Consider the following 26872-nt stretch of genomic DNA (forward strand, 5'->3'; position numbering starts at 1 on the left):
AAGCATTTAAGCGTGCTAAAGCTATCTCTTATGCCAGATACCGTTTTAAACGGAAGTAGCGTCGGCCCAGGCGCCAGCGCAAACGCGGGCTTTTGGCACTTTTCCAGATGAGCTTCCAGATCCCGGTGTCGAAGAACTCTTTGATTATCATTGCTTTCTTCGCCTCATCCTTCATGTTGTCGAAGGTATGAATAATTCCCAGACCCTCTTTGGCGATTTGCCAGTGGCAGGCCGGGATATTTTTCACTTTATCCGGGTAGCGCTGGTTAATGGCATCAAGCATCTTCAGTATCTTCATGTAATGGCGCGCAGAGCGAATCAGCGTGTCGTCATTATCCGGGGTGTGCGATACCGAGGCGGAGTGAATGTAGTAGTCGTAAAAGCGTTCGCTGGTGTACTGAACGCGTTCCGCGGCAAGCAGCACCTCAGTCGTCCACGGAATATCCTGATGGCGCAGGCCAGGCTCGAAACGGAAGCCGTGCTGACGAATAAAATCGTGACGATAGATATTCAGCCAGGTCACATGCAGGAACTTACGTGAATCTAGCGCCTTTTTTAACCATACCGCACCATTCATGACGCCCGTCGAGGCGAGCTTATCTTCAGGGAAGATAGGGCGAGACGGTTTTTTGTTATTTTCCCAGACGTAGTTGCCATTGCAGGTGGCGACATCCAGGTTCTGCGTGACGGCCATATCCAGCAGACGCTGGTACATGCCGGGTTTGAAGACATCATCAATATCCGGGAAAGAGAGATACTGCCCGGTCGCAACCGCCAGGCCGGTATTACGCGCGATGGACACGCCCTGATTAGGTTGTTCAATAACCTGCATCTGTGGCAGCTTTTCGCGCCATTTTTCGACAATTTGCATCGAGCGGTCAGTGGAGCCGTCATTCACGATGATGACTTCCATACTGTCGATGTGTTGATTTACAAGGCAGGTAAAGAACTGATCGAGAAAAGCTTCACCGTTATAAACGGCAACCACCACGCTTAATAAAGGCGCTGAATTTTGCATATGAAACCTGATTATTTTTGGTTGTCGACCAAAGCAATGTATTGCTGGCAAATGGCGTTAATACCGAACGATGCGATCGTTTCGCGATCAACAACTGGCGGAGAGGCATACAATTCTGCCAGTGTTTTCGCCAGTGATTCGTCGGTTAACGCTGTCAGACCTCGCGCCAGGGGGCCAGTAAGGATCTCAGCAGGACCGCCAGGGCAGTTTGTACTCACCGGTGGGGTCTGACAGATAATGGACTCTACCAGTACATTACCAAAACCTTCGCAGTCGGAACTTAACACTAAAAGGCGTGCCCCTTTGATCCACGGGTAGGGGTTGGTTTCGAACGGGCGGAAGACGATCTTGTTTTCAATTCCCAGCTTAGCGGCAAGCTGTTTAAGCTGGTTTATTTTCGCGTCAGAACCTTTGCCCATCAACACCAGCGATGCGTCGATCTTGCTCAGCGCAAACGCCCGCAGCAGCCGGTCGTGACGTTTGTGTTCATGAAAACGGCCAACGTGGATAATGTAATCCTGCCCCTGCATCTCAAAGGGCGCTTCCGCCAGACGCTGAATTTCAGGGATATCAAAGGGGTTATGGATAACCGCTTTGCGCCGCAGGGGGATCGCGAGTACTTGAGAGAGGTCGTGCAGCACGGCGCCGGAAACCGCCACCACGTTGCGGTTTTCATAGGTATGCCGAATTTTATAATGCTTAAACCAGCGAGAAAGCCCGCTGCGATGGCGCAAATAGGAGAAGGAGAACATCCCGTGAACGCAGAACCAGACCTTATCCCGATCCAGCACGCGGCTGTGCGCCACGATACGGTCGGTTTTATGCAGATGCGAGAACACGACGTCAAATTTACCGCTGCGTTCTGCATTCTCGATGGCGCGATCCAGCAAACGGGCGCGACGCGGGATCTCGGTCAGCTTCCGCCAGGGTTTTTTACAGGTATCCTGCACAATCTGAAAATCGATGCCTTCCGGAATGGCGTAGTCGCACACCTTCCGTAAGGAGAAAAGGGTGACCTGATGCCCCAGTTCTGTCAGTCCGCTGGAGAGGGTGAGAACCGTTTTTTCGGCTCCTCCACCGGGTAAACCATCAATAATCATTAGGATGCGCATTATTAATCCAGTAATTTTTGATAAAGCGAAATAAGCTGACTTGATAGTTTTTCAGGGGTTGCTTCTCTGACGCGTTCACGCGCCGCAAGCCCCATATTATTATTTTTTTCCAGTGAAGGGATGGACATGACGGCCTCCTTCAATGTGTGGATATCAAGTGCATCACAGTAAAACCCGTTCTGGCCTTGCTCAATAAATTCTGAACCACCGCAACTCTCTGACGTAATGACGGGCAATCCACAGGCCATTGCTTCAAGTATGACGTTAGGGAAAGGATCATACAGCGTCGGCAGCAGTAAACCATCAGAAAGCTGATAAAATGGCAGCGTCTCTTTTTGCATCCCCAGAAAACGGATTTGCCCCTCACAGCCTAATGAACGGGCGAGGTCGCGATAACGGCTTTCCGCTTTATCCTGACCGACCACAACCAGCCACGCCGATGTTCCTGCTATAGCCCGAATAGCGCTTGCCAGCCCCTTGCGTTCAAACCCTGAACCCACGAAGCAGAAAATGACGGCATCAGCGGGTAAGCCAAATTGCTGACGCAGTACAGCGCGTTGTCTCTCTTCTGCCGGAACGAAGCGGCTGGAATCTATTGAATTATAAATCACATGTATCTTTTTTGCGTCAATATCAAAGTCTTCGACGATTTCGCGTTTGATCATCTCCGCATTACAGATAACGGCTTTCAACTCGGGAGCCTGGTACATTTCACGTTCTGCGTTCATCACGTAGCGGTGATAACGATCGTGCATAAGCAGCTTCGCACGCCAGGCGGGAAGAATACGCGTACGCTGTAGCAGCCAGCGTCGATGTACACCATCCCCGGCGCGGTAAATATCGCAGCCCGGAATACGTTCGTGGCTCTGGACAATATCAAACTGCTGTTGCTGCCACAGCGCGCGTGCGGCGTGTGCAAAGCCGCGCTCACGGCTGATGCGGCCCCACTTTCGTGGATCGCAAATATGAATATGCCAGTCGTCCTGCTTTTCGCCCTGCCACTCGCGGGTGATGACGTTGAGCTCAAGATTTTGATTGCTCAGCGCGGTAAGTGCCCTGGAGACAAAACGTTCTGCTCCTCCATCCGGACGATATTTTTGGCGCACAATGGCCAGACGATGAAGCTTCATTGCAGGTATCTCCTTGCGGCGGAGACGACAGCATCAACGGGGATGGCGTCGAGATAACGTTCCGTCGTTTTTGTATCAATGGCGTCAGGGTTGGGAAGCGGGCCGTAGTTACCTGCCCAGATGACCTCGCCGTTAACCTGCCATGGCGACCAGAACGTCAATTTTGACGGGCCAAACAGCGCCACGCAGGGCGTCTGAAGGGCGGCGGCCATGTGCATGGGTACGGAGTCAACGCCAATGAACAGGATCGCGTGATCGATTAGCGAGGCCAGCTGGCGCAGGGTTAACTGCCCTGCCAGCGATACAACACCCGTCTGCGGGGAGGCGGCAAGAATGCGGTCAATCATCGCCAGCTCTTTCTTATCCGGTCCCGCCGTAAGGACGATAGTGTGGCCGTCCTGCTGCAACGCGGCGATAGTTTGCGCCATTTTGCCTTCGTCCCAGCACTTAAAGAACCAGCGTGACGTGGGTTGAATAACGATGTAGCGGTCTCCCACGCCCTTTTGTGTCAGCTTTTGGTGAGCATGGCGCCAGTCATCCGCGCTGTAAGCCATGGTGACGGTAGGGTTGGCCATTACCGGCAGCGCTGACAGTATGGAGAGATTTTGTTCAACGGTGTGCAGCGACTGATGGCTGGCGACCGAGACCAGTTCACTGTGACAAAAACGCCAGAAGGCATTCTTGCGCTTGTTAAAAGCGAACCCGAGCCGAACCGGTGCGCCGGTGAAGCGGGTAACAATCGCGCTGCGCCACTGATCGGCAAGATTGATCACCAGATGATAATGCTGAGCGCGTAAAGCACGAAGCAACTGCCACTCTTTTTGCAGGTGCTTCAGCGTCCCCAGCTGCTTCCATTTACGATCGATACCATAGATCGTCCCGATTGCCGGATGCGCGGCGAGCATGTCTCGCGTCTCTTCATAGAGAAGCACGTCGATTTGGGCTTCAGGCCATTTCTGGCGTAATGAATTGATGACGGGGGTGGTGAGTAACATGTCGCCATGATGGCGAAGTTTGATCAGTAAAATGCGCAAATCAGGCGTGTCAGGTAAGTTATTCATCATCATCTTATCGGCGTTGTACTATTGGCAATTCTAATAGACCTGGTAACGACTTGCACTCATTCTCCATAATGTCAGGAATTTCCCTGGAAGGGTTTACTCCTGCTTTCGGGCGTGCGTAACATAGCGCTAACTATTTTGTCTTGCGGACTTATTATGAAAAAACCAGCGTTTATCATCACGATCGATACCGAAGGGGATAATCTCTGGCAGAACCACCGGGTGATCAAAACGGAAAACGCGCGCTACCTGGCGCGGTTTCAGGCGCTTTGTGAACGCTTCGGCTTTAAGCCCGTCTGGCTGACCAACTACGAGATGGCCGTCGAACCGGTATTCATTGAGTTCGCGAAAGAGGTCATAGCCCGCGGCCAGGGTGAGGTGGGAATGCATCTCCATGCCTGGAATAGCCCTCCGGAGCACGATCTGACCGGTGATGACTGGCGCTGGCAGCCTTATCTGATTGAGTTTTCAGACGAGGTCATGCGTGAGAAAGTGCTGTTCATGACCCGCTTACTGGAAGAGACTTTCCAGACAAAAATGCTCAGCCATCGCGCCGGGCGCTGGGCATTCGACAGCCGTTACGCCCGGTTGCTGATTGAGCTGGGGTATCAGGTAGATTGTTCCGTTACGCCGCGCGTGAACTGGCGCAACGCGAAAGGTGCCCCGCAGGGTAATGGCGGAACGAATTACCAGCATTTTCCCGATCGCGCCTATTTTTTGGACGTAGACGACATTTCCCGGCCGGGAAACAGCCCTCTCCTCGAAGTGCCGATGAGTATCCAGTATAAACACCCGGCATGGCTGAATTCCCTGAAGCAGGGTTACGATCGTCTGCGCGGTAAATACCGTTCTCCGTCAGTTAACTGGTTACGCCCGTCCGGCGGTAACGCGCAGGAGATGATTAAGGTTGCGCAGCAGTGCCTGGCTCAGGGGAATGACTACGTAGAGTTCATGCTGCATTCGTCGGAATTTATGCCTGGCGGCAGCCCTACTTTTAAAGACCAGGCCGCGATTGAGGGACTGTATCAGGATCTGGAGCAGCTCTTTACCTGGTTATCAGATAAGACCGTGGGGATGACGCTTGCGGAGTTTTACCAGTACAAAAAATAGTTATGCCCGCCAGGCGGGCATATTTATTATTGCTGCTTTGTTTGTGAGAAAGGTGTACTTAACGCAAACAAAATCATAAAGAAGATTAAGGCTTCTGAACTGAGCAGTATGACATCCGTCAGTCCATACAAAAGCAAAAGAAGCATTGACGTTAGCAGCAGCGCGTTTCTGTTTCGTAGGGCATACGCAATCATCGAAACGAAGAAAAAGAGCATTACCGCTACGCCGGGGATCCCCTGCAAAGAGTATTTCTCAATAAATTCATTATGCAGATGAACTTTGATGTATTCGAGTGCACTGCCAAGGTGCGGATGTCCGTCTTTAATATACTGCCGCGTCCACGCTTCACGCTGTTCCAGCGATTGCCCTAACGGATGCGCAAGACCATTCTCGATCCCGACAGTCCACATCGAAAAACGTGCGCCCAATGACGTGCGGTCAAAACCTTGTTGATAACGTTCAACCTCATGTTGGGTTTGTTTTATTTTCGGCGAAATCAATGGCTTGTAGCTCACGATTACAACGCCTGCAACAATGCATAGAAAGATGAGGGCTGATTTAAGATGAATCTTTCTGAAATGATAAAGCGTGAGCACAATTGCCAGAAGCAGATATAAACCCATCGCAGCACGGGTCCCCGTCAACAGTATGACGAAGTAAGAGATTAATATAGTGAAGCCCGCAACAACATACAGCTTCACGTTCTGTTGAAGGTAAAGACTGTATACGAAAGCCAGTGACAGGACAGAATAAACATAGGCTGAAACGGTGGCACGGTTAATTGCCATCTCAACGCGAGTCATACCTTGTGAGGCCTGCCACAAGCCATACCCTGTGGCGAGCACAAATCCTAAGGCCGTTGCGAAGAAGAAAAATTTCCTGAAGGTGTCCTTATCGATATAAAACTTAAAGCGGTCAATATAGAAAATCAGGATACTCGCTAAAATTAATTTTTTGCTGGCACCGAGATAGTCGCTGTAAAGGTTGAGTCCCTCGTTATGATACTCATAGAGTAAATACCAGCCGAGGTTAAGTAATCCAATCAGCAGAATGGGCAGCGCTATAGTAAAAGGTCTCAGAGTGATTTTTTTATATTCGAAAGCCAGGCCAATAATACTGACGTAAATAGCAATATAGAAAAACTCTCTTTGCTTCCCTGAACTGACTAAAGCCAGTATCAAAGAGATGAGGCTCAAAGCGATCGTCAGTTGATAGAGCCGTGGTTTTATTTTTTCCATAATGCCTCAATAACCCTTTTTTTATAGCTAAAACGAACATCGGTGGAGAGGAAAAAAGACAATGTATACATGGCCTTTACGCGTTGTTTCACGAGCTGCAATTGTTGGTCTGTAAGACAGGACCGATGGTTGCTGTAAATATCAAACCAGTGGCAATTGACGAGATGCTTGTAGCTTGACGGAAATGTTCTTTCCATCTGTAACGTGCATTCGACAAGCGTTGAAATTTTGCTGGCGTCCAGAGTGCTCGACAAACTGTCGCGACGCTTGATGTAATAATAATGCCCCTGGCGTTGATAGACTATTTTGTTCGATTGCATCAGCATTCCAGGGAAGACAGCGAAATCCTCATAACATAACATCGGAGGAATAGGGTTACTCTCGTACAGGCTACGATGAATAAACTGGCCAATGAGATGTGCCTGAAAGTCTTTATGGCGTAAGAAACGAGCGACTGCTTCATTTCGTGGCAATGGCACAGGATTAAATCCCTGCCAGTCTGAAGTCATTTTCCGGGGATCGCGAATCTCAAGCAAACGTGTCAGTAACATATCCGGACGTTGCGCTTTCAGGAAGGCTATTGCGTCCCCGAGGCTGCCCGGCTTTAAGCAATCGTCACTGTCGAGCATCGTAATATACTCTCCCGATGCCAGCGCGACAGCGCTGTTTCGTACCCGGCCTACGTTACGAAAGTTCACGGTGCGCGTGATGATCTGAGGAAATTTCGGCGACCACTCTTCAATTATTGCCTGCGTGGCATCCTCAGAACTGTCATTGAAAATAATGACTTCAGTGTCCTGACCGATTGCTGCCAGCAGGCTTGAAAGCGTGGCGTGCAGCGTAGCTTCAGCGTTATGCGCAGCAATAATGACGCTTAAAAAAGCCATAAAAATTAGTTTCCTTGAGCGTCGGTAGCGCTAGCCAGTGAGCGGGCTTTGGGTAATGTACGGACAAACTGCTGAAGATCGTGTAACGCGGAGTCAGTGACAGAGAATAGCGCTTCCCGTTCTTGCGGGAAGTAATAGCGCGTTTCAAACACATAAGAACAAATGTTGTCGTCATTCCCGATCAGCATCACATTGCCAAGCGGACGCTGTTCGTAATGACAACACGGTCCAAACAGCAGGACCACCGGCACGCCGACGGCGTCTGCGATATAGACATTCCCCGAGTCAGACGCGATATAGCAGTCCATCTTTGAAATGGCCCAGGGAAGCTCTTCTAGCGAAATTTTGCCAATAAGATTAATAAAATTAGGGATTTCACCGTAAAGGCGGGTGATATCATCCATCCACGACTGTTCGTTTGGCGCGCCGAAGACATAAAACTCGCAGGGTAAATCAGCGAGTTGATCAACAATCCGCTTCCAGATAACCGGAGGGACGGTTTTGGCTTTATTGCCTGCCGCAATACTGATGCCGATGCGGATAACGTCAGGTTTATCAAGAATAGCCGGCCAGGTCGTCGGCTTGAAGAGCGGCTTTGTGGCGTGCTTGGGAGAGTCTTGCCATGTGAGCGAGCGGTCGGCCAGTTTCAGGTAGTTCGTCACCGAAAGCGTTTTTTTGCCATGCTCAACGGTACCTTCGGCCGCGAGATAGAAAATCCCGTGATACCACCTGCGCGTGTAAATGCTTAAAAATTGTTTGTTTTTGGCATTGCAGACGGCGGCAAAAAAGAGGTTCACGCTGTTGGGCTGTAGCAGGTAGACGTTGTCGTAGCGGTTCATGATCCTGCACGCGAAGCACAGTTTACGCCACAGGTTGCGCTTATGCTGCTCAATAAAATAGATCTGCTCGATAGTCTCATCATGCTTCGCCAGCGCGCCAACGCTGCGACTGATCAACACATCGCTTTTTTGCAGCCAGGCCAGAAGAGGCGTCGCATTAATAAAGTCACCGATTTTGGCTGTTTGAATGACAAGGTTCTTGCCCGTGTCCTTTCGAAACAGCTTCCGGATGAGTTTCACCGGAAAGAGTAAAATCAGCAGAAATACATAACTCATGGGTTAAATATCCCTGTTGGAAAGCCGATGGCTGCCCTGTAAAAATGAAAAAATAGCATCTGCGCTAATATCCTTCGTTTGTTGCGTAGGGCTGACCATCTGATGCTGGTTTTTACCGTAACCCCCGATCAACCCCGGATCGGTCGGGCCGAAAATCGTGATATTAGGTCGATCCAGTGCGGCGGTTAAATGGCTTAACCCTGTATCCACAGAAACGACGGCGTTTGCGCCCGCCAGCTGTGCGGCAACTTGCGCCAGCGTGAGTTTGGGTAACACCTCGACATGGGAAAAACCGGCTGCCAGACGCTCCGCACGCTGACGCTCATGTTCAGCGCCCCACGGGAGTTTAATATGGATACCGCAAGGTTGCATTAGTTCAATCAGCCTTCGCCAGTGCGTTTCCGGCCAGTGCTTATCGTCGCGCGTTGTGGCATGCAGGAACACCAGATACGGCTCGGCATGCTCCTCCGTCTCGCGCAAAAAATGCTGTGCAATAGCGTAGTCACCCTGGGCTTCAGGTTTTGCATAGCCCAGGCTTTTCGCGAACAGCTCGCGGGTGCGCTCCACGGCGTGCTGTTGTTTCGCAATATGGTGTCGACGGTTATAGAACAGGCTCGCCAGCGGTTCGCGGGCGGTTTGCCAGTCCATGCCGTGCTTTACGCCGTGCGCCAGACGCGTGACCAGCGCGGCGCTTTTCACCAGCCCCTGGGCGTCGACGATCGCGTCGTAACGCCGGGCCTGCACCGCTTCGCGGAAGGCTTTGCGTTCGGCTTTAATCGGTGCGGAGAACCACGCTTTGCGCCAGCGGCGAATGGCCACCGGGATCACGCGATCAACCGCTTCATGCCAGGTGGGGATCTGCGCGAAGCCTTCTTCCACCACCCAGTCAAAACGGATGCCGGGAATGGCCCGCATGGCGTCCGTCAGCGACGGCAGCGTATGCAGAACATCACCCATTGAGGAGGTTTTAACGATCAATACCCGCATCCGTTATCCTTCTTCGCTCAACAGCAATGCGTTGAGTTCTTCAAGGACGCGCTGCGGCGTGATGTCGATCAGGCTCTGATGATAGCCTTCTGCGGCATCGCCTTTACGCACCTTGTGGTAGCCGGTGATTAAACGGATCACGCGCGCCTTGTGCGACAGCGGCGGCGTGAAGTCCGGGCTGCTTGGGCCATACAGCGCAACCAGGGGACGATCCAGCGCGGCGGCGACGTGCATTAAACCGGAGTCGTTCGTCACCACGGCTTTACAGGCGGCAATCAAAATAACCGCCTGCTCGAGCTGCGTTTCCCCGGCCAGGTTTCGGCACCAGGCCTGTTGCTCGGTACTGAGCGTGGCGAGAATTTCATTGCCCGCCTCATGATCTTTCGCCGAGCCAAACAGCACAATCTGATAGCCTTCATCGATAAGCTGTTTCGCCAGCTCTGCATAGTGATAGTGCGGCCAGCGTTTTGCCGGACCAAACTCCGCGCCAGGGCAGAACCCAATCATCGGGCGTTCGGACGAAATGCCAAATGCGTTACAGGTGTGGGATTTCTCCCCATCGCTTACCTGGAGCTGCGGCCACAGCAGCGGCTGCGGCAGATCTTTCGCGCTGCGCATCACGCCTTTGTCGTAGGCCAGCGCCACGTAGCGCTCGACCATCAGCGGCCAGGCCTCTTTATCCAGCACACGGGCATCGTTCAGCAGGCCGTAGCGCATTTCACCGCGCCAGCCGGTACGATGCGGGATGCCCGCAAAGAAGGGCACAAGGGCAGATTTGAAGGAGTTAGGCAGCACGTAGGCGCGGTCATAGCGTTTCTCGCGCAGGCTGTGGCCGAGTTTGCGGCGTTCACCGATTTCCAGCGCCCCGTGGCCGAGCGGCATCGGGATCGCCTCGTTCACTTCCGGCATACGCGATAACAGCGGACGGCACCATGCGGGTGCCATCACGTCGATTATCGCCTGGGGATAACGCGCCTTGAGCGTGCGATAGAGACTTTGCGACATCATCATGTCGCCCACCCATGACGGGCCGATCACCAGAATTTTCATACTTATGCGTCGCGGTTCAGCCAGGCCATATATTCCGTTACGCCTTCGGCAACGGTCTTGAACGGCTTGTCATAGCCTGCGGCGCGCAGGTTAGTCAGGTCCGCCTGAGTGAATGCCTGGTAGCGGCCTTTCAGCTTATCCGGGAATGGAATGTACTCGATGCTGCCTTTCTTATGGTACGCCAGCGTCGCGTCTGCCACCGCCTGGAAGGATTCCGCGCGGCCGGTGCCCAGGTTGAAAATGCCGGACACGCCATTTTCCAGGAACCACAGGTTCACTGCCGCCACGTCGCCCACGTAGACGAAGTCACGCTTGAAGCCGTCGCTGCCTTCGAACAGTTTCGGGCTTTCGCCGTTATTTAACTGGGTGTTCAGGTGGAACGCCACGCTCGCCATGCTGCCTTTGTGGCCTTCGCGCGGCCCGTAGACGTTGAAGTAGCGGAAGCCGACAATTTGCGAGTTCGCTTCAGGCAGGATCTGACGCACGTACTCATCAAACAGGAATTTGGAGTAACCGTAGACGTTCAGCGGCTGCTCATATTCGCGGGATTCGATGAAATCTGAAGTGCGCCCACCGTAGGTTGCCGCGGAAGAGGCGTACAGGAACGGAATTTCACGCTCCAGGCAGTAGTGGAGGAGCTCTTTGGAGTACTGATAGTTGTTATCCATCATGTACTTGCCGTCCCACTCGGTGGTGGAGGAGCATGCACCTTCGTGGAAGATGGCTTCGATCTCGCCGAACTCTTCACCCGCCATAATCTGGATAAGGAAGTCTTCTTTATCCATGTAGTCAGCGATGTTCAGATCCACCAGGTTCACGAACTTGGTGCCGTCTTTCAGGTTGTCCACCACCAGAATGTCGGTGATGCCTTTGTCATTGAGGGCCTTAACAATATTGCTGCCGATAAAGCCCGCGCCGCCAGTAACGATGATCATAACTGTAACCTTTGAAGTATGAGTCGGGGAATATCCCGAACGCTAATCTCTTTATCATATCATCACAATGCTCAGGCTTCAGCCATTCACCGATATGCAGCAGGGGTACGCGTGATTTATGCTGCAAAAACGAGAAGAGATACTGCGTCATCTCGTCATGAACTATTGGTTTGGGTAATATGTGCCAAAATTTGCCGAGTCTGGAGAATTGCAATGCGTGGTGATTTTTACAAACAGTTAAACAGCGACCTCGAGACCGCACGTGCGGAAGGGTTGTTCAAAGAAGAGCGTATTATCACGTCTGCCCAGCAGGCGGACATCACCGTTGCCGACGGCAGCCATGTGATCAACTTTTGCGCGAACAACTACTTAGGTCTTGCGAATCACCCTGAGCTGATTGCCGCGGCGAAAAACGGCATGGACACCCACGGTTTCGGTATGGCCTCCGTTCGCTTTATCTGCGGTACCCAGGACAGCCACAAGCAGCTTGAGCAAAAGCTGGCGAACTTCCTCGGAATGGAAGACGCGATTCTGTACTCATCCTGCTTCGACGCCAACGGCGGTCTGTTTGAAACCCTGCTCGGCGCAGAAGATGCGATTATCTCCGACGCCCTGAACCACGCCTCCATCATCGACGGTGTTCGCCTGTGTAAAGCGAAGCGTTTCCGCTACGCCAACAACGACATGGTTGAGCTGGAAGCCCGCCTGAAAGAGGCCCGTGAAGCCGGTGCCCGCCACGTGCTGATCGCCACCGACGGCGTGTTCTCCATGGATGGCGTGATCGCCAACCTGAAGGGCGTGTGCGATCTGGCGGATAAATACGACGCGCTGGTGATGGTGGATGACTCTCACGCGGTTGGCTTTGTCGGCGAAAACGGTCGCGGCTCCCACGAATACTGTGACGTAATGGGCCGCGTGGACATCATCACCGGTACGCTGGGCAAAGCGCTCGGCGGCGCGTCTGGCGGTTATACCGCTGCGCGTAAAGAGGTGGTTGAGTGGCTGCGTCAGCGCTCCCGCCCGTACCTGTTCTCCAACTCCCTGGCGCCGGCGATTGTGGCTGCCTCTATTAAAGTGCTGGAGATGGTGGAATCAGGAGCTGAACTGCGCGAGCGTCTGTGGGCTAACGCCCGCCTGTTCCGTGAAAAAATGAGCGCAGCAGGGTTCACCCTGGCCGGTGCTGACCACGCGATCATTCCGGTGATGCTGGGTGACGCGGTTGTCGCACAGCAATTTGCTCGTGAGCTTCAGAAAGAAGGGATTTACGTGACCGGGTTCTTCTTCCCGGTGGTACCAAAAGGTCAGGCGCGTATCCGCACCCAGATGTCTGCGGCGCACTCGCCTGAACAAATTGAACGTGCGGTGGAAGCCTTTACCCGCATCGGCAAACAGCTGGGCGTAATTGCCTGAGGACGTGTGATGAAAGCGTTATCCAAACTGAAAGCGGAAGAAGGGATTTGGATGACCGACGTACCGGAGCCGGAAGTCGGTCATAACGATCTGCTGATCAAAATTCGTAAAACCGCCATCTGCGGTACTGACGTTCACATCTACAACTGGGACCAGTGGTCGCAAAAAACTATTCCCGTGCCAATGGTAGTCGGCCACGAATATGTCGGCGAAGTAGTCGGCATCGGCCAGGAAGTGAAAGGCTTCAACATTGGCGACCGCGTCTCCGGTGAAGGCCACATTACCTGTGGTCACTGCCGCAACTGTCGCGGTGGGCGTACCCACCTGTGCCGCAACACCGTCGGCGTGGGCGTGAACCGTCCGGGCTGCTTCGCGGAATACCTGGTGATCCCGGCGTTTAACGCGTTCAAAATCCCGGACAATATCTCTGACGATCTGGCCTCCATCTTCGACCCGTTCGGCAACGCGGTACATACGGCGCTCTCCTTCGACCTGGTGGGGGAAGACGTGCTGGTCTCCGGCGCAGGCCCCATCGGTATTATGGCGGCAGCCGTGGCGAAGCATGTGGGTGCGCGCAACGTGGTGATCACCGACGTGAACGAATACCGCCTGTCGCTGGCGCGCAAAATGGGCGTCACCCGCGCGGTGGATGTCTCGAAAGAGAGCCTGACCGACGTGATGGAAGAGCTGGGCATGACCGAAGGCTTTGACGTGGGTCTGGAGATGTCCGGCGCGCCACCCGCGTTCCGCACCATGCTCGACACCATGAACCACGGTGGTCGTATCGCGATGCTGGGTATTCCGCCGTCAGATATGTCCATCGACTGGAACAAAGTCATCTTCAAGGGGCTATTCATTAAGGGCATCTATGGCCGCGAGATGTTTGAGACCTGGTACAAGATGGCCGCGCTGATCCAGTCTGGTCTGGATCTGTCCCCGATTATCACTCACCGTTTCTCCATCGATGAGTTCCAGCAGGGCTTTGACGCGATGCGTTCCGGCCAGTCAGGGAAAGTGATCCTGAGCTGGGATAAATAATGAAAAAGGGGCCAGCGGCCCCTTATTTTACTGATTCTTTTTCTCTTCGTCCGTCAGGTAACGCACCTTGCGGGTGTAGTCCTGACCTTTGAACAGCAGTTTGTTATCCGGCGATTCCAGATACTTCTGCCACTCGGAAAGCGGGAAACCACCGTGCGCGCCAATCACCTCTTTCGGCACAACGGCTTCCTGACCGCCGATCTTCTTGGAGACCGGCCAGTTCATCCAGTCGCCCAGGTTAACCGTTTTTACATCCAGCATGTCCAGCAGCGCAGCGAGCGGCAGCTGATCGGTCGGCGGCTGCGTATCGTCCATCAGCTCCCAGGTATCCTGGAACAGCGTCAGCCACAGCGGGCAGATACGGCGCCAGGTCTTTTTGGTGGCCGCAAGAAACGCGCCGTTAACGTGATCGACCAGATACGGGCGCACCGTTTCTTTGTAATAGGCCGGCACTTTTTCTGCGGGGGCGCCGTCCAGCTTGGCAATCATTTTGCCCTGACGGAAGCTGGAGTAGATGTGCATATCGGTCATGTTGATCTGGGGCATCTTCAGCAGGTTGAGATCGGAGTCGATCATCAGCACCCCTTCACCGCGCGCCTGAAGCGGAGCATTAAGCTTCACCAGACGACTGAGGTAGATCTGCTTATAGCGGTACCCCTCTTCACGTTTTGGCGGCGTGAGGGTCACAACGCGGGTTTTTGGCGGCAGTTCGCCAAAAGCGGATTCAGGCTGATCGCTGACGATAACAATCTCGCTGACGTCGGTGGCGTAACGCTCTGCAAAGGTCGCTGATAATAACGCCTCTTCGACGAAATCCGCGCCCGTACAAGGGATCACGATGGAATCAACCGCAACGAGATCGCGCGTGACCGGAAGGGAAGCGTAGGGAATGTTATGACGCCCGGTAATGTGGCGGTAGCGAGCATTCAGGAATTTAAACATGTTCTTCTCGTTTGGTTATTGCGCGCCAAGAACGGCCTCGACACCGTTAACATAGCTTTCAATGGCATACATGTTGCAGACATTCTGGTGTGCGGCAGCGGCGAGCCGGGCGCGCAGAGCAGGATCCTGCCAGATATTATCCAGATGTTGAGCAAGTTGCGACACGTCGCTCCACGGAAACAGCAGGCCGGTCGACTCATGATCGATCAATTCTGCCGTGCCGGTCACTTTTGAACCAATCACTGGGATGTTCAGCAGCATTGCCTCCAGCACGACGCGCGGCAGACCTTCGCTCTTCGAGGCCAGAATAAACGCGTCAAAGGTAGCAAGGTAGTCAAAAGGCGTGTTCTGGAAACCGGTAAAAATCACGTGTTCAGCAATCCCCAGCGCGTCAGCCTGTGCCGTCAGCGCGCCGCGCTCAGCCCCTTCACCGACCAGCACCATCTTCCATTTTGCCTGCGGGTGCCTCTGGTTGAACTGGGCCAGCGCCTCCAGCGTGTGATGGTTGGCCTTGCGAGGGATTAACGAGCCAACGCTGCCGAACACAAACGTGTCATCATCAATGTTCAGGCGCTGGCGCATCGCGCGTCGGTCGGGCAAAGGCTGGTGGATGTCGATGGCATTGTTGACCGTGGTACACAGCGCTGGCCGGACGCCATGCTGAAGTAGCACACGTTCAACGCCGTGCGAGACGGCGATGATTTTTGTGGCATGGGCATTCACCAGCTTCACCAGCGGCGGGGTCAGCACCGGTTCAATCCGGCAGTGCTGGATTATCCGCGCATGCAGGTTTGCACCCGCCAGATACCCTTCTTCGTTAGAGCCTGGCTGGTTGTTCATATACAGCGTATCGAAACCACCTTCCCTGAAAATGGTCTCGATCTTGCTGACGTTGGGGCGAATGCGCCACAGGGTATCGATATGTCGCGTAAATGCTTTGCGCGCCGAACGCGAGAAAAACAGCAGACCACGTCCCGCTTCTTTCAGGAGTTTTGCCCATGCCGGTTGCTTACGTTGAGGGATAACGAGTAGAGGTATCCCAATGCTATTGAGCACCTGGCCTATCGTTTCACCTTCAGCACGACTATAATCACTGTAAAAACAACAAGTAATGTCGAATTTTTCGCGGTTGATTCGCTTCAGAAGCTCAAGCATACTGTTGGTACCTCCCCCCCATTCTTTGCCCGTGTCCAGGAGGAGGATTTTACGTTTTTGCGGCATGTCTGAATCCGTATGCTACCCTTCATCTGACCGCATTATAAAGAATTTGTTGAAATAAAATAGATTTTTTGTATTTCTTTGTCTTTTTATAAGAAAACGTTTTAAACGCGCTTATTTTAAAAGTGTGATTTAAGACTTTAATCGCCTCTTCTCAATTAGATACTATTAGCGAAAGTATTTATGTTGTTATTGAGAGAGTGAGAAAATGTTTAAAATAACGGTCTGCTTATTAACGTTTAACTCCGAAAGAACGTTGCACGATGTTATTCCTCCTCTTTTAAAAATAGCGGATGAATTCGTTGTAGTTGATTCCGGAAGTACAGACGCAACGATATATATTTGCCAGAGTTATGGATTGTCGGCCATATTCAAAAAATATAGCTGGCACGGCGAGCAGATGAACCATGCCGTATCCCATGCACACAACGACTGGGTGCTGTGCATGGACAGCGACGAAATACTCGATCAAGAAACCGTTGATGCTATTTTAAAATTAAAAATGGGCGATGAACCCGAACCGGATATGGCGTGGCGGATATGTCGTCACTGGTTTGTTCTGGGAGAAAATGTCCGAACGATTTATCCCGTCTCATCACCGGATTATCCGGTGCGTCTTTTTAACCGTACGCAGTCGCGATTTAATAACCGGCCAGTAGACGATCAGGTCGAAGGTTTTCTCCATTCTGAACGTATTCCTGGCTATGTCAGACATGATACATTTTATTCACTGCATGAACTTTTCAATAAATTAAACGGATATACCACTCGCCTGGTTCAATATCAGACGATACGTCCCTCTCTTGGTCGCGGAGCGATCAGCGCTATCGGCGCATTTTTCAAATGGTATCTGTTTAGTGGTGCCTGGCGTCAGGGCAAAGTGGGTGTGGTGACAGGGTTTTATGCCACGGCGTACAGTTTTTTGAAGTATTTCAAGGCCTGGTATCAGAATCGGGAAAAGAAAGAGTCCGTTGCAAAAGAGCAGTCGGACTCTTATCTGGCAGAATAGGCGTTAGCCGATCAGGCTTTTTTTCCCCAACCCTGCCACTGTTGCTGGACGTATTTAACCAGCGTACTGCTGCTGATGCTTTCGCCAATCACCGTGAAGAAGCGGGTTGCATAGACCGGTTCAGGCGGCTGTTTCAGCGTGCAGTTCTTCACGCCGCGGAATGGATTACGTGGCCGCGTTGCGGGTGGTTGCGCGCTACCCGGACGAGAAGTATCCACCTGAGGTTCATTGAGCAGATCGCTCGGACGCACCAGCGTGATATCGGCGGGTAAGCCCGGCAACATTTGCTGCAAAACGCGAACGGTAGACGGATGCGGATGCCCAATGGCAATCGCCGAACCGTTACGGCGCGCCAGCTGTACCGCGCGGTTGAACTGGACGCGGATATCCGCTTCGTTCTGGGAGTCATCCAGGAATACTTTGCGCTTGATGACTTTCACGCCCGTTCCCTGAGCGGCACGCATCGCCTGGCTGTTGCCGATGGTCATGCTGTCGAGGAAATAGAGGTTGTAACGCTCCAGCGCCTGCATCACTTTCAGCATACCGTACAGGCTGGAGGTCATCGCGCTGCCCATATGGTTATTCAGACCCACGGCATACGGCACTTTATTGTACGCATCGCGGATGATGCGATCGATCTCGTCGCTGCTCATGTCCGGGCGCAGGGTATCTTTTTCCAGCGGCTGCTTGCTGAGGGGGGCCATCGGCAGATGGATAAGGACCTGATGGCCGCCATTGTGAGCTTTGGTCGCCATTTCATGCGCGTGAGGCGCATTAGGCAGGACGGCGACAGAGATGGCTGACGGCATCGCCAGCACCTGATTTTCATAGTGTGGTCGATAACCGAAGTCATCAATCACAATCGCGAGTTTGCCTGCATAAACCGGTGCAGCCAGCGCCAGTGCGCTGACTACGGAAACAACAATTCGACGAAATTGAAGCAAAACTTATCTTCCCAACCACGGCTGTGGATTGACCGCCTGACCCTGACGACGAATTTCGAAATAGAGTGACGGGCGGCCCTGACCGCCACTGCTGCCCACAAGGGCAATGGGTTGACCCGCGCGCACCTGAGTGCCAACGCTGACTAGCGCACTCTGGTTGTAGCCGTAAAGACTCATGTCGCCTTTACCGTGTTCAACCACCACCACGAGCCCATAACCCTGTAGCCAGTCGGCCAGGATCACGCGGCCATCGGCGATGGCTTTCACTTCGCTACCTTCAGACGCACCGATAACGATCCCCTTCCAACGTAGCTCACCCTGCAACTGTTCGCCATAGCGATGCAGGATCGTACCGCGAACGGGCCAGTAAGCCTGACCACGCGGGGAGCCGAGGCCGCCGGTACGGGACATCAGGGAACGTTCATTTTCAGTCGGTTTGTAGGTGGTGCCTTTCCGGGAGGCTTCCTGCTGCTTGTTACGCACCGCCTGCGCTTCGCGCGCTTCTTTTTCGGCGCGCGCTTTGGCCGCGGCTTCTGCCCGGGCAATGCTGTTACGCAGTCTCGATTCGTTGGCGCGCATTTCGCTCAGCTGGCTTTGTCCTGCCTGGATAGAGGACTCCAGCCCGGCGAGCGTCTTCTTACGCTCATTGCGCGCCTGCTCAAGCTTCTCCTGCTGCGCCTGCTGATCGTAGAGCAGCGTTTGCTGCTGGCTCTGCTTCTCTTCCAGCTCGGCTTTTTGCGTGGTGACTTCTTCGCGCGTCTGTTTCAGCTGCGCAATGGTCTCCTGACGCGCCTGGTTAAGATAGCCGAAATAGGCCTGTAAACGCTGACCTCGCTGGCTCTCTTCACCGCTGAGGATCAGCTGAAGACCTGTGTGTTCACCCTGACGGAAAGCAGCATCAAGCTGTGCAGCAAGGTTCCGCTCCTGGGCATCGCGCTGACGCTCCAGTTTCGCAATCGACGCGTTCATTTCATCGATTTGCTTATTGAGCTGGGCAAGGGTGTTTTGTGTTTCACGCAGCTTACGCGCGGCGGCGGAAATGGCCTCTTCCTGCTTTTTAAGCTGGGCGAGCAGGGTGGCGCGCTGCTGTTGCTGCTGACGTACCGCACGCTCTTTGGCGGCGATATCGGCCTGAATGGATTTAAGCTGATCGCGGTCATCCGCATGGGCGGATGCGGCGCACAGCAATACGCCAGCGCTGAGTGCGCTGGCGCAAAGCAGAGGTCTGACTGATAACCGAAGCGGCTTCACGACCCATGTGATTGAAAAAATCGCCTTTCCCCTCATGGGGAGCGATTATTCCACGATGAACAGCGGCTTGCCAGTCATCTCTTCAGGGATTTCCATACCCATCAGCGACAACATGGTTGGCGCGATGTCGGAAAGCTTGCCGCCTTCCACTGCTTTCACTGATTTATTACCCACATAAATCAGTGGAACAGGCAGGTTGGTATGGGCGGTATGTGCCTGACCGGTTGCCGGGTCACGCATCTGTTCTGCGTTACCGTGGTCAGCGGTAATCAGCAGTTGGCCGCCTACGGATTCAACCGCTTTCGCAACCTGCTCAACGCAGTGGTCCAGCGCTTCAACCGCTTTAACGGCTGCTTCCATCACGCCGGTGTGGCCCACCATATCGCCATTCGGATAGTTACAGATGATGGTGTCGTATTTACCGCTTTCGATCGCGGCCACCAGTTTTTCGGTCAGCTCCGCAGAGCTCATTTCTGGCTGGAGATCGTAAGTGGCGACTTTCGGTGAGTTAATCAGGATGCGGTCTTCGCCTTTAAACGGCTCTTCTACGCCGCCGTTAAAGAAGAATGTCACGTGCGCATACTTCTCAGTTTCGGAGATGCGCAGCTGCGTTTTGTCATTTTTCGCCATCCACTCGCCGAAGGTGTTTGCCAGCGAGGCGGGCGGATACGCGCATGGGGCTTTGATATCCGCTGCATATTCGGTCAACTGGATGAAATCAATCTTCGCCACTTTCTTACGGGCGAAACCGTCAAAATCGCTGTTGACGAAGGCGCGGGTGATTTCGCGCGCGCGATCGGCACGGAAGTTCATGAAGATCAGCGCATCGCCATCTTCCATGGCGGCATCGGCCTGGCCTTCAGCGCGGATCACGGTTGCCTTCACAAATTCGTCGTTTTCATCACGCGCGTAAGCCGCTTCCAGGCCTTCAACGGCGGTCGGGAACTGGAACTCGCCTTTTGCCAGGGTCAGCAGATCATAGGCTTGCTCAACGCGGTCCCAGCGGTTGTCGCGGTCCATGGCATAGTAACGACCAATGATGGACGCCACGCGGCCTTTGCCCAGTGCGGCAAATTTGTCTTCAAACGCTTCAAGAGAACCTTTTGCGCTGCGTGGTGGCGTATCGCGACCATCCAGGAAGGCGTGCAGATAGATTTTTTCCGCACCGCGCTCAGCGGCCAGTTCTACCATCGCCATGATGTGATCTTCGTGGCTGTGAACGCCGCCCGCAGAGAGCAGACCCATAATGTGAACAGCCTTGCCTGCGGCAACGGCTTTATCAACCGCTCCGGTGAGCGTTGGGTTGGCAAAGAATGTACGTTCTTTGATTTCAACGTCCAGGCGCGTCAGGTCCTGATAAACGATACGGCCCGCACCCAGGTTAACGTGACCCACTTCTGAGTTGCCCATCTGACGATCCGGCAGACCCACTTCCAGGCCAGACGCATCAATCAGGGTGTGGGGACGTTTTGCCCATAGCGCATCCATAACCGGGGTTTTGGCGTTGAAAATGGCGTTATCCTGTTGATCTTCACGGTAGCCATAGCCATCCAGAATCACCAGTACCATAGGTTTTTTAGAAACCGACATTGCGACAACCTCATGCTCAAGAGACAAAAATATTGCGTAATTTTACTACAGCTGAATCGATAAAATAGCCACAGAAGATCAAAGAAAGCGCGGGGGCAAGGCTGTTCTCAGGCCATTTTGAGGCTTTTTTTACGTGGCATGCCGCAGAAAATAGATTAGCTTTATGTCGCTGGCTGTATTTGCCACAGCGCACAGGTATACTCCTGTCCTGGTTTTTTTAATCACTTAGTCGGGAGTTGTTACCCCCCATGCAAGAAATTATGCAATTCGTTAGCCGCCACCCGGTTCTGAGCATCGCGTGGATTGGCCTGCTGGTCGCTGTACTGTTCACCACATTTAAGGGACTGACGTCTAAAATTAAGGTGATCACCCGCGGTGAAGCGACACGTCTGATCAACAAAGAGGACGCCGTGGTTGTCGATCTGCGTCAGCGCGACGATTTCCGCAAGGGCCATATTGCAGGTGCTATCAACCTGCTGCCAGCGGAAATTAAAGCGAACAACATTGGTGAGCTGGAGAAGCATAAAGCCCAGCCGATTATTGTTGTTGACGGCACTGGCATGCAGGCGCAGGAATCTGCCAACGCACTGCATAAAGCAGGCTTTGAAAACGTAACGGTGCTGAAAGAAGGCATCTCCGGCTGGAGCGGGGAGAATCTTCCTTTAGTGCGCGGTAAATAAGGAGTTAAGTGATGGCCAATATTGAGATCTACACCAAAGCAACGTGCCCGTTCTGCCACCGAGCGAAAGCGCTGCTGTCCAGCAAAGGCGTAACGTTCAAGGAACTGCCGATCGATGGTGACGCGATTAAACGCGAAGAGATGATCCGACGCAGTGGTCGCACAACGGTTCCACAGATTTTTATTGATGCGCAGCACATTGGCGGCTGTGATGACTTGTATGCGCTCGACGCCCGTGGTGGACTCGATCCGCTGCTGAGCTAGAGACTTTAGGACAATTAAAAAGGGTTTTTCCATGTCAGAACAAAATAACACCGAGATGACTTTCCAGATCCAGCGCATCTACACCAAGGATGTCTCTTTCGAAGCGCCAAATGCGCCGCACGTTTTCCAGAAAGACTGGCAGCCAGAGGTTAAACTTGATCTGGATACCGCATCCACCCAGCTGGCGGATGATGTGTATGAAGTCGTACTGCGTGTCACCGTGACCGCCTCTCTGGGCGAAGAAACTGCGTTCCTGTGCGAAGTTCAGCAGGGCGGTATCTTCTCCATCGGCGGCATCGAAGGCAACCAGATGGCGCATTGCCTGGGTGCATACTGCCCGAACATCCTGTTCCCGTATGCGCGTGAATGCATCACCAGCCTGGTTTCTCGCGGTACATTCCCGCAACTGAACCTCGCGCCAGTAAACTTTGATGCGCTGTTCATGAACTATCTACAGCAGCAGGCTGGCGAAGGTGCCGAACAACATCAGGATGCCTGATGAGCACTGTTAATGCGTCAATGACTGTGATCGGTGCCGGCTCTTACGGCACCGCTCTTGCCATCACGCTGGCAAGAAATGGTCACGACGTGGTCCTGTGGGGCCACGATCCAAAACATATCGCGACGTTGCAACACGACCGCTGCAACGTGGCGTTTCTCCCGGACGTTCCGTTCCCTGACTCTCTCTATCTGGAAAGCGACCTCGCGACCGCGCTGGCGGCCAGCCGCAATATTCTGATTGTGGTGCCAAGCCACGTGTTTGGCGAAGTCCTGCGTCAGATTAAGCCGCTGATGCGTGCGGATGCGCGTATTGTGTGGGCGACGAAGGGGCTGGAAGCGGAAACCGGACGTCTGTTGCAGGACGTTGCCCGCGAAGCGCTGGGAACAGCGATCCCGCTGGCGGTGATCTCGGGGCCGACCTTTGCCAAAGAGCTGGCTGCGGGCTTGCCGACGGCGATCTCGCTGGCGTCCACCGACCAGGCATTTTCAGACGATCTTCAGCAACTGCTGCACTGCGGCAAAAGCTTCCGCGTGTACAGCAACCCTGATTTTATCGGCGTACAGCTGGGCGGTGCGGTGAAGAACGTCATTGCCATCGGGGCCGGGATGTCTGACGGCATCGGTTTCGGCGCGAATGCGCGTACGGCGCTGATCACCCGTGGTCTGACCGAAATGTCCCGCCTGGGCGAAGCGCTGGGTGCCGATCCGGCCACCTTTATGGGAATGGCAGGGCTGGGCGACCTGGTGCTGACCTGCACCGATAACCAGTCGCGTAACCGCCGCTTTGGCATGATGCTCGGACAGGGCAGCGATGTAAAAAGCGCGCAGGAGAAGATTGGTCAGGTGGTTGAAGGCTATCGCAATACCAAAGAAGTTCGCGAATTGGCGCACCGTTTCGGTGTCGAAATGCCAATAACCGAGGAAATTTATCAGGTATTGTATTGCGGAAAAAATGCGCGCGAGGCAGCATTGACCTTATTAGGTCGTGCGCGCAAGGACGAGCGCAGCAGCAATTAGCCGGGAAGTATCGTCACCTGAATGACCCAGCCAGCGCAGAACTGGCTGGTCATTAACTATCGTCTGGAGCAAGCAATGCCGTGTGAAGAACTGGATATCGTCTGGAATAATATTAAAGCCGAAGCCCGAGCTTTGGCCGACTGTGAGCCCATGCTGGCCAGTTTCTATCACGCGACGCTACTTAAGCACGAAAATCTCGGCAGCGCCCTGAGCTATATGCTCGCCAATAAACTGGCTTCCCCTATCATGCCTGCTATTGCCATTCGCGAGGTGGTGGAAGAGGCCTACGCCGCAGATCCGGAGATGATTGCTTCTGCCGCCTGCGACATTCAGGCCGTGCGTACGCGTGACCCGGCGGTGGATAAATACTCCACGCCGCTACTGTATCTCAAAGGATTCCACGCCTTACAGGCGTACCGCATCGGCCACTGGTTATGGAATGAGGGACGCCGCGCGCTGGCCATCTTCCTGCAAAACCAGGTGTCCGTAACCTTCCAGGTCGATATTCACCCGGCGGCGAAAATTGGCCGTGGGATCATGCTCGACCACGCCACCGGCATTGTTGTCGGTGAAACGGCGGTGATCGAAGATGACGTGTCGATCCTGCAATCCGTTACGCTGGGCGGTACCGGTAAAACCAGCGGCGATCGCCATCCGAAAATTCGTGAAGGGGTGATGATTGGCGCGGGTGCTAAAATCCTCGGCAATATTGAAGTCGGACGCGGCGCGAAGATTGGCGCGGGGTCGGTTGTGCTCCAGCCTGTACCGCCGCACACCACCGCCGCTGGCGTCCCGGCGCGCATCGTCGGTAAGCCAGACAGCGATAAGCCGTCGATGGATATGGATCAGCACTTCAACGGTATTCACCACACCTTCGAATACGGCGACGGCATCTGAACGCCGGAACAGCCAAATAAAAAAGCCCGGTGAGTCAATGCACCGGGCTTTTGATTAGTTGCGGTATAACACTTTGATAATGTGATAGCCGAACTGCGTATGCAGTGGGCCGGTTGGCTCCAGCACCGGGCAGGAGAAAACCACTTTATCAAACGCCGGGACCATCTGGCCCTGGCGGAACTCGCCTAAGTCACCACCGCGTTTGCCTGACGGGCAAATCGAGTGTTTCTTCGCCAGTTTGCCGAAGTCGGCGCCGTTTTTAATCTGTTCGAGCAGATCCTGTGCCAGTTTCTCTTCTTTAACAAGGATATGCAGTGCTGCTGCTGTTTTTGCCATGATCGTGCCTTGAGTCGACTAGTTTACGGTCGGTATACTACCACGCGTTTTTCCTCCTCTCCCGACTTTCATTGAGTGATCATTTATGCGTTTAAACCCCGGACAACAACAAGCTGTCGAATTCGTCACCGGACCCTGCCTGGTGCTGGCGGGAGCGGGATCCGGTAAAACACGCGTGATCACCAACAAAATCGCCCATTTAATTCGGGGTTGTGGATACCAGGCGCGCCATATCGCGGCGGTCACCTTTACCAACAAAGCGGCGCGTGAGATGAAAGAGCGCGTCGGCCAGACGCTGGGCCGTAAAGAGGCGCGCGGGCTGATGATCTCCACCTTCCACACGCTGGGTCTGGATATTATCAAGCGCGAATACGCGGCGCTGGGCATGAAGTCCAACTTTTCTCTCTTTGATGACACCGACCAGGTGGCGCTGCTTAAAGAGCTAACGGAAGGGCTGATCGAAGATGACAAAGTGCTGTTGCAACAGCTGATCTCGACGATCTCGAACTGGAAAAACGATCTGATGACGCCGGCCCAGGCAGCGGCAAGTGCCAAAGGCGAGCGCGACCGCATCTTTGCCCACTGCTACGGTCTTTACGACGCGCATATGAAAGCCTGTAACGTCCTGGATTTCGACGATCTGATCCTGCTGCCGACGCTGCTGCTTCAGCGGAATGAAGAGGTGCGCGAGCGCTGGCAGAACAAAATTCGTTACCTGCTGGTGGATGAATACCAGGATACCAACACCAGCCAGTACGAGCTGGTAAAGCTGCTGGTAGGGCAGCGTGCGCGCTTTACCGTTGTAGGCGATGACGATCAGTCGATTTACTCCTGGCGTGGCGCACGTCCGCAGAACCTGGTGCTGCTGAGCAAAGACTTCCCGGCGTTGCAGGTGATTAAACTGGAGCAGAACTACCGTTCCTCCGGGCGTATCCTGAAGGCGGCGAATATCCTGATTGCCAATAACCCGCACGTCTTTGAGAAGCGCCTGTTCTCCGAACTGGGTTACGGCACCGAGCTGAAAGTGCTCAGCGCCAATAACGAAGAGCACGAAGCGGAGCGCGTAACGGGCGAGCTGATTGCCCATCATTTCGTCAACAAAACTGAATACAAGGATTACGCGATCCTCTATCGCGGTAACCACCAGTCGCGCGTCTTTGAAAAGATGCTGATGCAGAACCGCATCCCCTACAAAATCTCCGGCGGTACGTCGTTCTTTTCGCGTCCGGAAATCAAGGATCTGCTGGCCTATCTGCGCGTGCTGACCAACCCGGATGACGACAGCGCTTTCCTGCGCATAGTGAACACGCCGAAACGCGAGATTGGCTCTGCGACGCTGCAAAAGCTGGGTGAATGGGCGATGACCCGCAACAAAAGCCTGTTCACCGCCAGCTTCGATATGGGGCTGAGCCAGACCCTGACCGGGCGCGGCTATGAGGCCTTAACCCGCTTTACCCACTGGCTGGGTGAGGTGCAGCGTCTGGCTGAGCGCGAGCCTGTGGCGGCAGTACGCGATCTGATCCACGGCATTGATTACGAATCCTGGTTGTATGAAACCTCCGCCAGCCCGAAAGCGGCAGAGATGCGCATGAAAAACGTTAACCAGCTCTTCAGCTGGATGACCGAAATGCTTGAAGGATCTGAGATTGACGAGCCCATGACCCTGACGCAGGTGGTCACCCGCTTCACGCTGCGCGATATGATGGAGCGCGGGGAAAGCGAAGAAGAAGCCGATCAGGTTCAGCTGATGACGTTACATGCCTCGAAAGGGCTGGAGTTCCCTTATGTCTATCTGGTGGGGATGGAAGAGGGCCTATTGCCGCACCAGAGCAGCATTGATGAAGATAACGTCGACGAAGAGCGCCGTCTGGCCTACGTTGGGATCACCCGTGCGCAGAAAGAGCTGACGTTTACGCTGTGCAAAGAGCGCCGTCAGTATGGTGAGCTGGTGCGCCCGGAGCCGAGCCGTTTTCTGCTGGAGTTGCCTCAGGACGATCTTATCTGGGAGCAGGAGCGTAAAGTCATTACCGCTGAAGAGCGTATGCATAAAGGGCAGGCAAACGTGGCAAACATTCGCGCGATGCTGGCAAAAGCCAAAGAGAAGGGATAACTATTTGTAGGCCGGGTAAGGCG

26 protein-coding genes are annotated in these 26872 nt (G+C 53.8%); 10 read left to right on the plus strand and 16 right to left on the minus strand.

The annotated features are described in order from the left end of the window. Positions 1-28: 28 nt before the first annotated feature. Genes L384_RS14580 through rfaQ form a run of 4 tightly spaced genes read right to left on the minus strand, consistent with a single transcriptional unit; the run spans position 29 to position 4327 of the window. On the minus strand, positions 29-1018 hold the full coding sequence (locus tag L384_RS14580) for a glycosyltransferase (RefSeq protein WP_023323972.1): 990 nt from the start codon (positions 1016-1018) through the stop codon (positions 29-31). 11 nt (positions 1019-1029) lie between these two features. Then, entirely contained in the window at positions 1030-2130 is a 1101-nt protein-coding gene (locus L384_RS14575; protein WP_023323973.1) for a glycosyltransferase, read from the minus strand. A 2-nt stretch (positions 2131-2132) separates the two neighbouring features. Beyond that, positions 2133-3260 carry a glycosyltransferase family 4 protein gene (locus L384_RS14570; RefSeq protein WP_023315168.1) on the minus strand — a complete coding sequence of 376 codons (1128 nt, stop codon included), beginning with the start codon at positions 3258-3260 and terminating at the stop codon, positions 2133-2135. Further along, entirely contained in the window at positions 3257-4327 is a 1071-nt protein-coding gene (gene rfaQ / locus L384_RS14565) for a putative lipopolysaccharide heptosyltransferase III (RefSeq protein ID WP_003860870.1), read from the minus strand. The genes L384_RS14570 and rfaQ overlap by 4 nt, the downstream gene beginning before the upstream one ends. 150 nt (positions 4328-4477) lie before the next feature. Here rfaQ and L384_RS14560 point away from each other — a divergent pair, with 150 nt between their 5' ends. Then, a complete protein-coding gene (locus L384_RS14560) occupies positions 4478-5431 on the plus strand; it encodes a polysaccharide deacetylase family protein (protein WP_022650150.1) in 954 nt (317 codons plus the stop codon). A gap of 26 nt (positions 5432-5457) precedes the next feature. Here L384_RS14560 and L384_RS14555 read toward each other — a convergent pair whose 3' ends face one another. From L384_RS14555 to rfaD, 6 genes are read right to left on the minus strand one after another with little or no spacing between them, the layout of a single operon-like run. After that, entirely contained in the window at positions 5458-6669 is a 1212-nt protein-coding gene (locus tag L384_RS14555) for an O-antigen ligase family protein (RefSeq protein ID WP_023323974.1), read from the minus strand. Continuing rightward, positions 6657-7556, minus strand: a complete 900-nt coding sequence (locus L384_RS14550; RefSeq protein WP_022650152.1) for a glycosyltransferase family 2 protein — start codon at positions 7554-7556, stop codon at positions 6657-6659. Before L384_RS14550 ends, L384_RS14555 begins: the two co-directional genes overlap by 13 nt. A gap of 5 nt (positions 7557-7561) precedes the next feature. After that, on the minus strand, positions 7562-8671 hold the full coding sequence (locus tag L384_RS14545) for a glycosyltransferase family 9 protein (RefSeq protein WP_023323975.1): 1110 nt from the start codon (positions 8669-8671) through the stop codon (positions 7562-7564). Positions 8672-8674: 3 nt separating this feature from the next. Then, the gene (rfaC, locus tag L384_RS14540; RefSeq protein ID WP_022646632.1) at positions 8675-9658 is read right to left on the minus strand and encodes a lipopolysaccharide heptosyltransferase RfaC; all 984 of its coding nucleotides are present in this window, start codon (positions 9656-9658) and stop codon (positions 8675-8677) included. Between the two features lie 3 nt (positions 9659-9661). Beyond that, the gene (gene rfaF / locus L384_RS14535) at positions 9662-10708 is read right to left on the minus strand and encodes an ADP-heptose--LPS heptosyltransferase RfaF (RefSeq protein WP_003860863.1); all 1047 of its coding nucleotides are present in this window, start codon (positions 10706-10708) and stop codon (positions 9662-9664) included. 2 nt (positions 10709-10710) lie between these two features. Beyond that, complete coding sequence (gene rfaD / locus L384_RS14530) at positions 10711-11643, minus strand: ADP-glyceromanno-heptose 6-epimerase (protein ID WP_003860858.1); 933 nt, start codon at positions 11641-11643, stop codon at positions 10711-10713. A gap of 213 nt (positions 11644-11856) precedes the next feature. On the opposite strand from rfaD, the gene kbl reads away from it, so the two are divergent. Together kbl and tdh are read left to right on the plus strand one after the other, a co-directional pair. Further along, positions 11857-13053, plus strand: coding sequence for a glycine C-acetyltransferase (kbl, locus tag L384_RS14525; protein ID WP_023315172.1), 1197 nt, complete (start codon positions 11857-11859; stop codon positions 13051-13053). A 9-nt stretch (positions 13054-13062) separates the two neighbouring features. Then, positions 13063-14091: an L-threonine 3-dehydrogenase gene (gene tdh, locus L384_RS14520; protein WP_017383610.1), complete on the plus strand. Its 1029-nt coding sequence runs from the start codon at positions 13063-13065 to the stop codon at positions 14089-14091. 27 nt (positions 14092-14118) lie between these two features. Here the strand turns inward: tdh and L384_RS14515 are convergent, their stop codons facing one another. Beyond that, positions 14119-15033: a hypothetical protein gene (locus L384_RS14515; RefSeq protein WP_023323976.1), complete on the minus strand. Its 915-nt coding sequence runs from the start codon at positions 15031-15033 to the stop codon at positions 14119-14121. A gap of 15 nt (positions 15034-15048) precedes the next feature. Continuing rightward, positions 15049-16254, minus strand: a complete 1206-nt coding sequence (locus L384_RS14510) for a glycosyltransferase (protein WP_023323977.1) — start codon at positions 16252-16254, stop codon at positions 15049-15051. A gap of 205 nt (positions 16255-16459) precedes the next feature. On the opposite strand from L384_RS14510, the gene L384_RS14505 reads away from it, so the two are divergent. Continuing rightward, positions 16460-17260: a glycosyltransferase family 2 protein gene (locus L384_RS14505; protein ID WP_023323978.1), complete on the plus strand. Its 801-nt coding sequence runs from the start codon at positions 16460-16462 to the stop codon at positions 17258-17260. 11 nt (positions 17261-17271) lie between these two features. On the opposite strand, the gene L384_RS14500 is transcribed toward L384_RS14505, so the two are convergent. Genes L384_RS14500 through gpmM form a run of 3 tightly spaced genes read right to left on the minus strand, consistent with a single transcriptional unit; the run spans position 17272 to position 21045 of the window. Next, complete coding sequence (locus L384_RS14500) at positions 17272-18204, minus strand: divergent polysaccharide deacetylase family protein (protein ID WP_003860850.1); 933 nt, start codon at positions 18202-18204, stop codon at positions 17272-17274. Between the two features lie 3 nt (positions 18205-18207). Next, a complete protein-coding gene (envC, locus tag L384_RS14495; RefSeq protein WP_026094345.1) occupies positions 18208-19467 on the minus strand; it encodes a murein hydrolase activator EnvC in 1260 nt (419 codons plus the stop codon). A 33-nt stretch (positions 19468-19500) separates the two neighbouring features. Then, positions 19501-21045, minus strand: a complete 1545-nt coding sequence (gene gpmM / locus L384_RS14490; RefSeq protein WP_023323979.1) for a 2,3-bisphosphoglycerate-independent phosphoglycerate mutase — start codon at positions 21043-21045, stop codon at positions 19501-19503. Positions 21046-21293: 248 nt separating this feature from the next. Between gpmM and L384_RS14485 the strand changes: the two genes are divergently transcribed. The 5 genes from L384_RS14485 to cysE all read left to right on the plus strand — a co-directional run bounded on the left by L384_RS14485 (position 21294) and on the right by cysE (position 24403). Beyond that, on the plus strand, positions 21294-21725 hold the full coding sequence (locus tag L384_RS14485; protein WP_003860840.1) for a rhodanese-like domain-containing protein: 432 nt from the start codon (positions 21294-21296) through the stop codon (positions 21723-21725). Between the two features lie 11 nt (positions 21726-21736). After that, positions 21737-21988, plus strand: a complete 252-nt coding sequence (gene grxC / locus L384_RS14480; protein WP_023323980.1) for a glutaredoxin 3 — start codon at positions 21737-21739, stop codon at positions 21986-21988. Between the two features lie 31 nt (positions 21989-22019). Continuing rightward, complete coding sequence (secB, locus tag L384_RS14475; RefSeq protein WP_003860835.1) at positions 22020-22487, plus strand: protein-export chaperone SecB; 468 nt, start codon at positions 22020-22022, stop codon at positions 22485-22487. Further along, positions 22487-23506, plus strand: coding sequence for an NAD(P)H-dependent glycerol-3-phosphate dehydrogenase (gpsA, locus tag L384_RS14470; protein WP_006812398.1), 1020 nt, complete (start codon positions 22487-22489; stop codon positions 23504-23506). Before secB ends, gpsA begins: the two co-directional genes overlap by 1 nt. A gap of 75 nt (positions 23507-23581) precedes the next feature. Beyond that, on the plus strand, positions 23582-24403 hold the full coding sequence (gene cysE / locus L384_RS14465; RefSeq protein ID WP_022646641.1) for a serine O-acetyltransferase: 822 nt from the start codon (positions 23582-23584) through the stop codon (positions 24401-24403). Between the two features lie 54 nt (positions 24404-24457). On the opposite strand, the gene ppiC is transcribed toward cysE, so the two are convergent. Next, positions 24458-24739: a peptidylprolyl isomerase PpiC gene (gene ppiC, locus L384_RS14460; RefSeq protein WP_006812396.1), complete on the minus strand. Its 282-nt coding sequence runs from the start codon at positions 24737-24739 to the stop codon at positions 24458-24460. 85 nt (positions 24740-24824) lie between these two features. On the opposite strand from ppiC, the gene rep reads away from it, so the two are divergent. Further along, complete coding sequence (rep, locus tag L384_RS14455; protein ID WP_003860830.1) at positions 24825-26849, plus strand: DNA helicase Rep; 2025 nt, start codon at positions 24825-24827, stop codon at positions 26847-26849. Positions 26850-26872 lie beyond the last annotated feature (23 nt).

Source organism: Enterobacter sp. MGH 38 (assembly GCF_000492855.1).
GTDB lineage: Bacteria > Pseudomonadota > Gammaproteobacteria > Enterobacterales > Enterobacteriaceae > Enterobacter > Enterobacter hormaechei_C.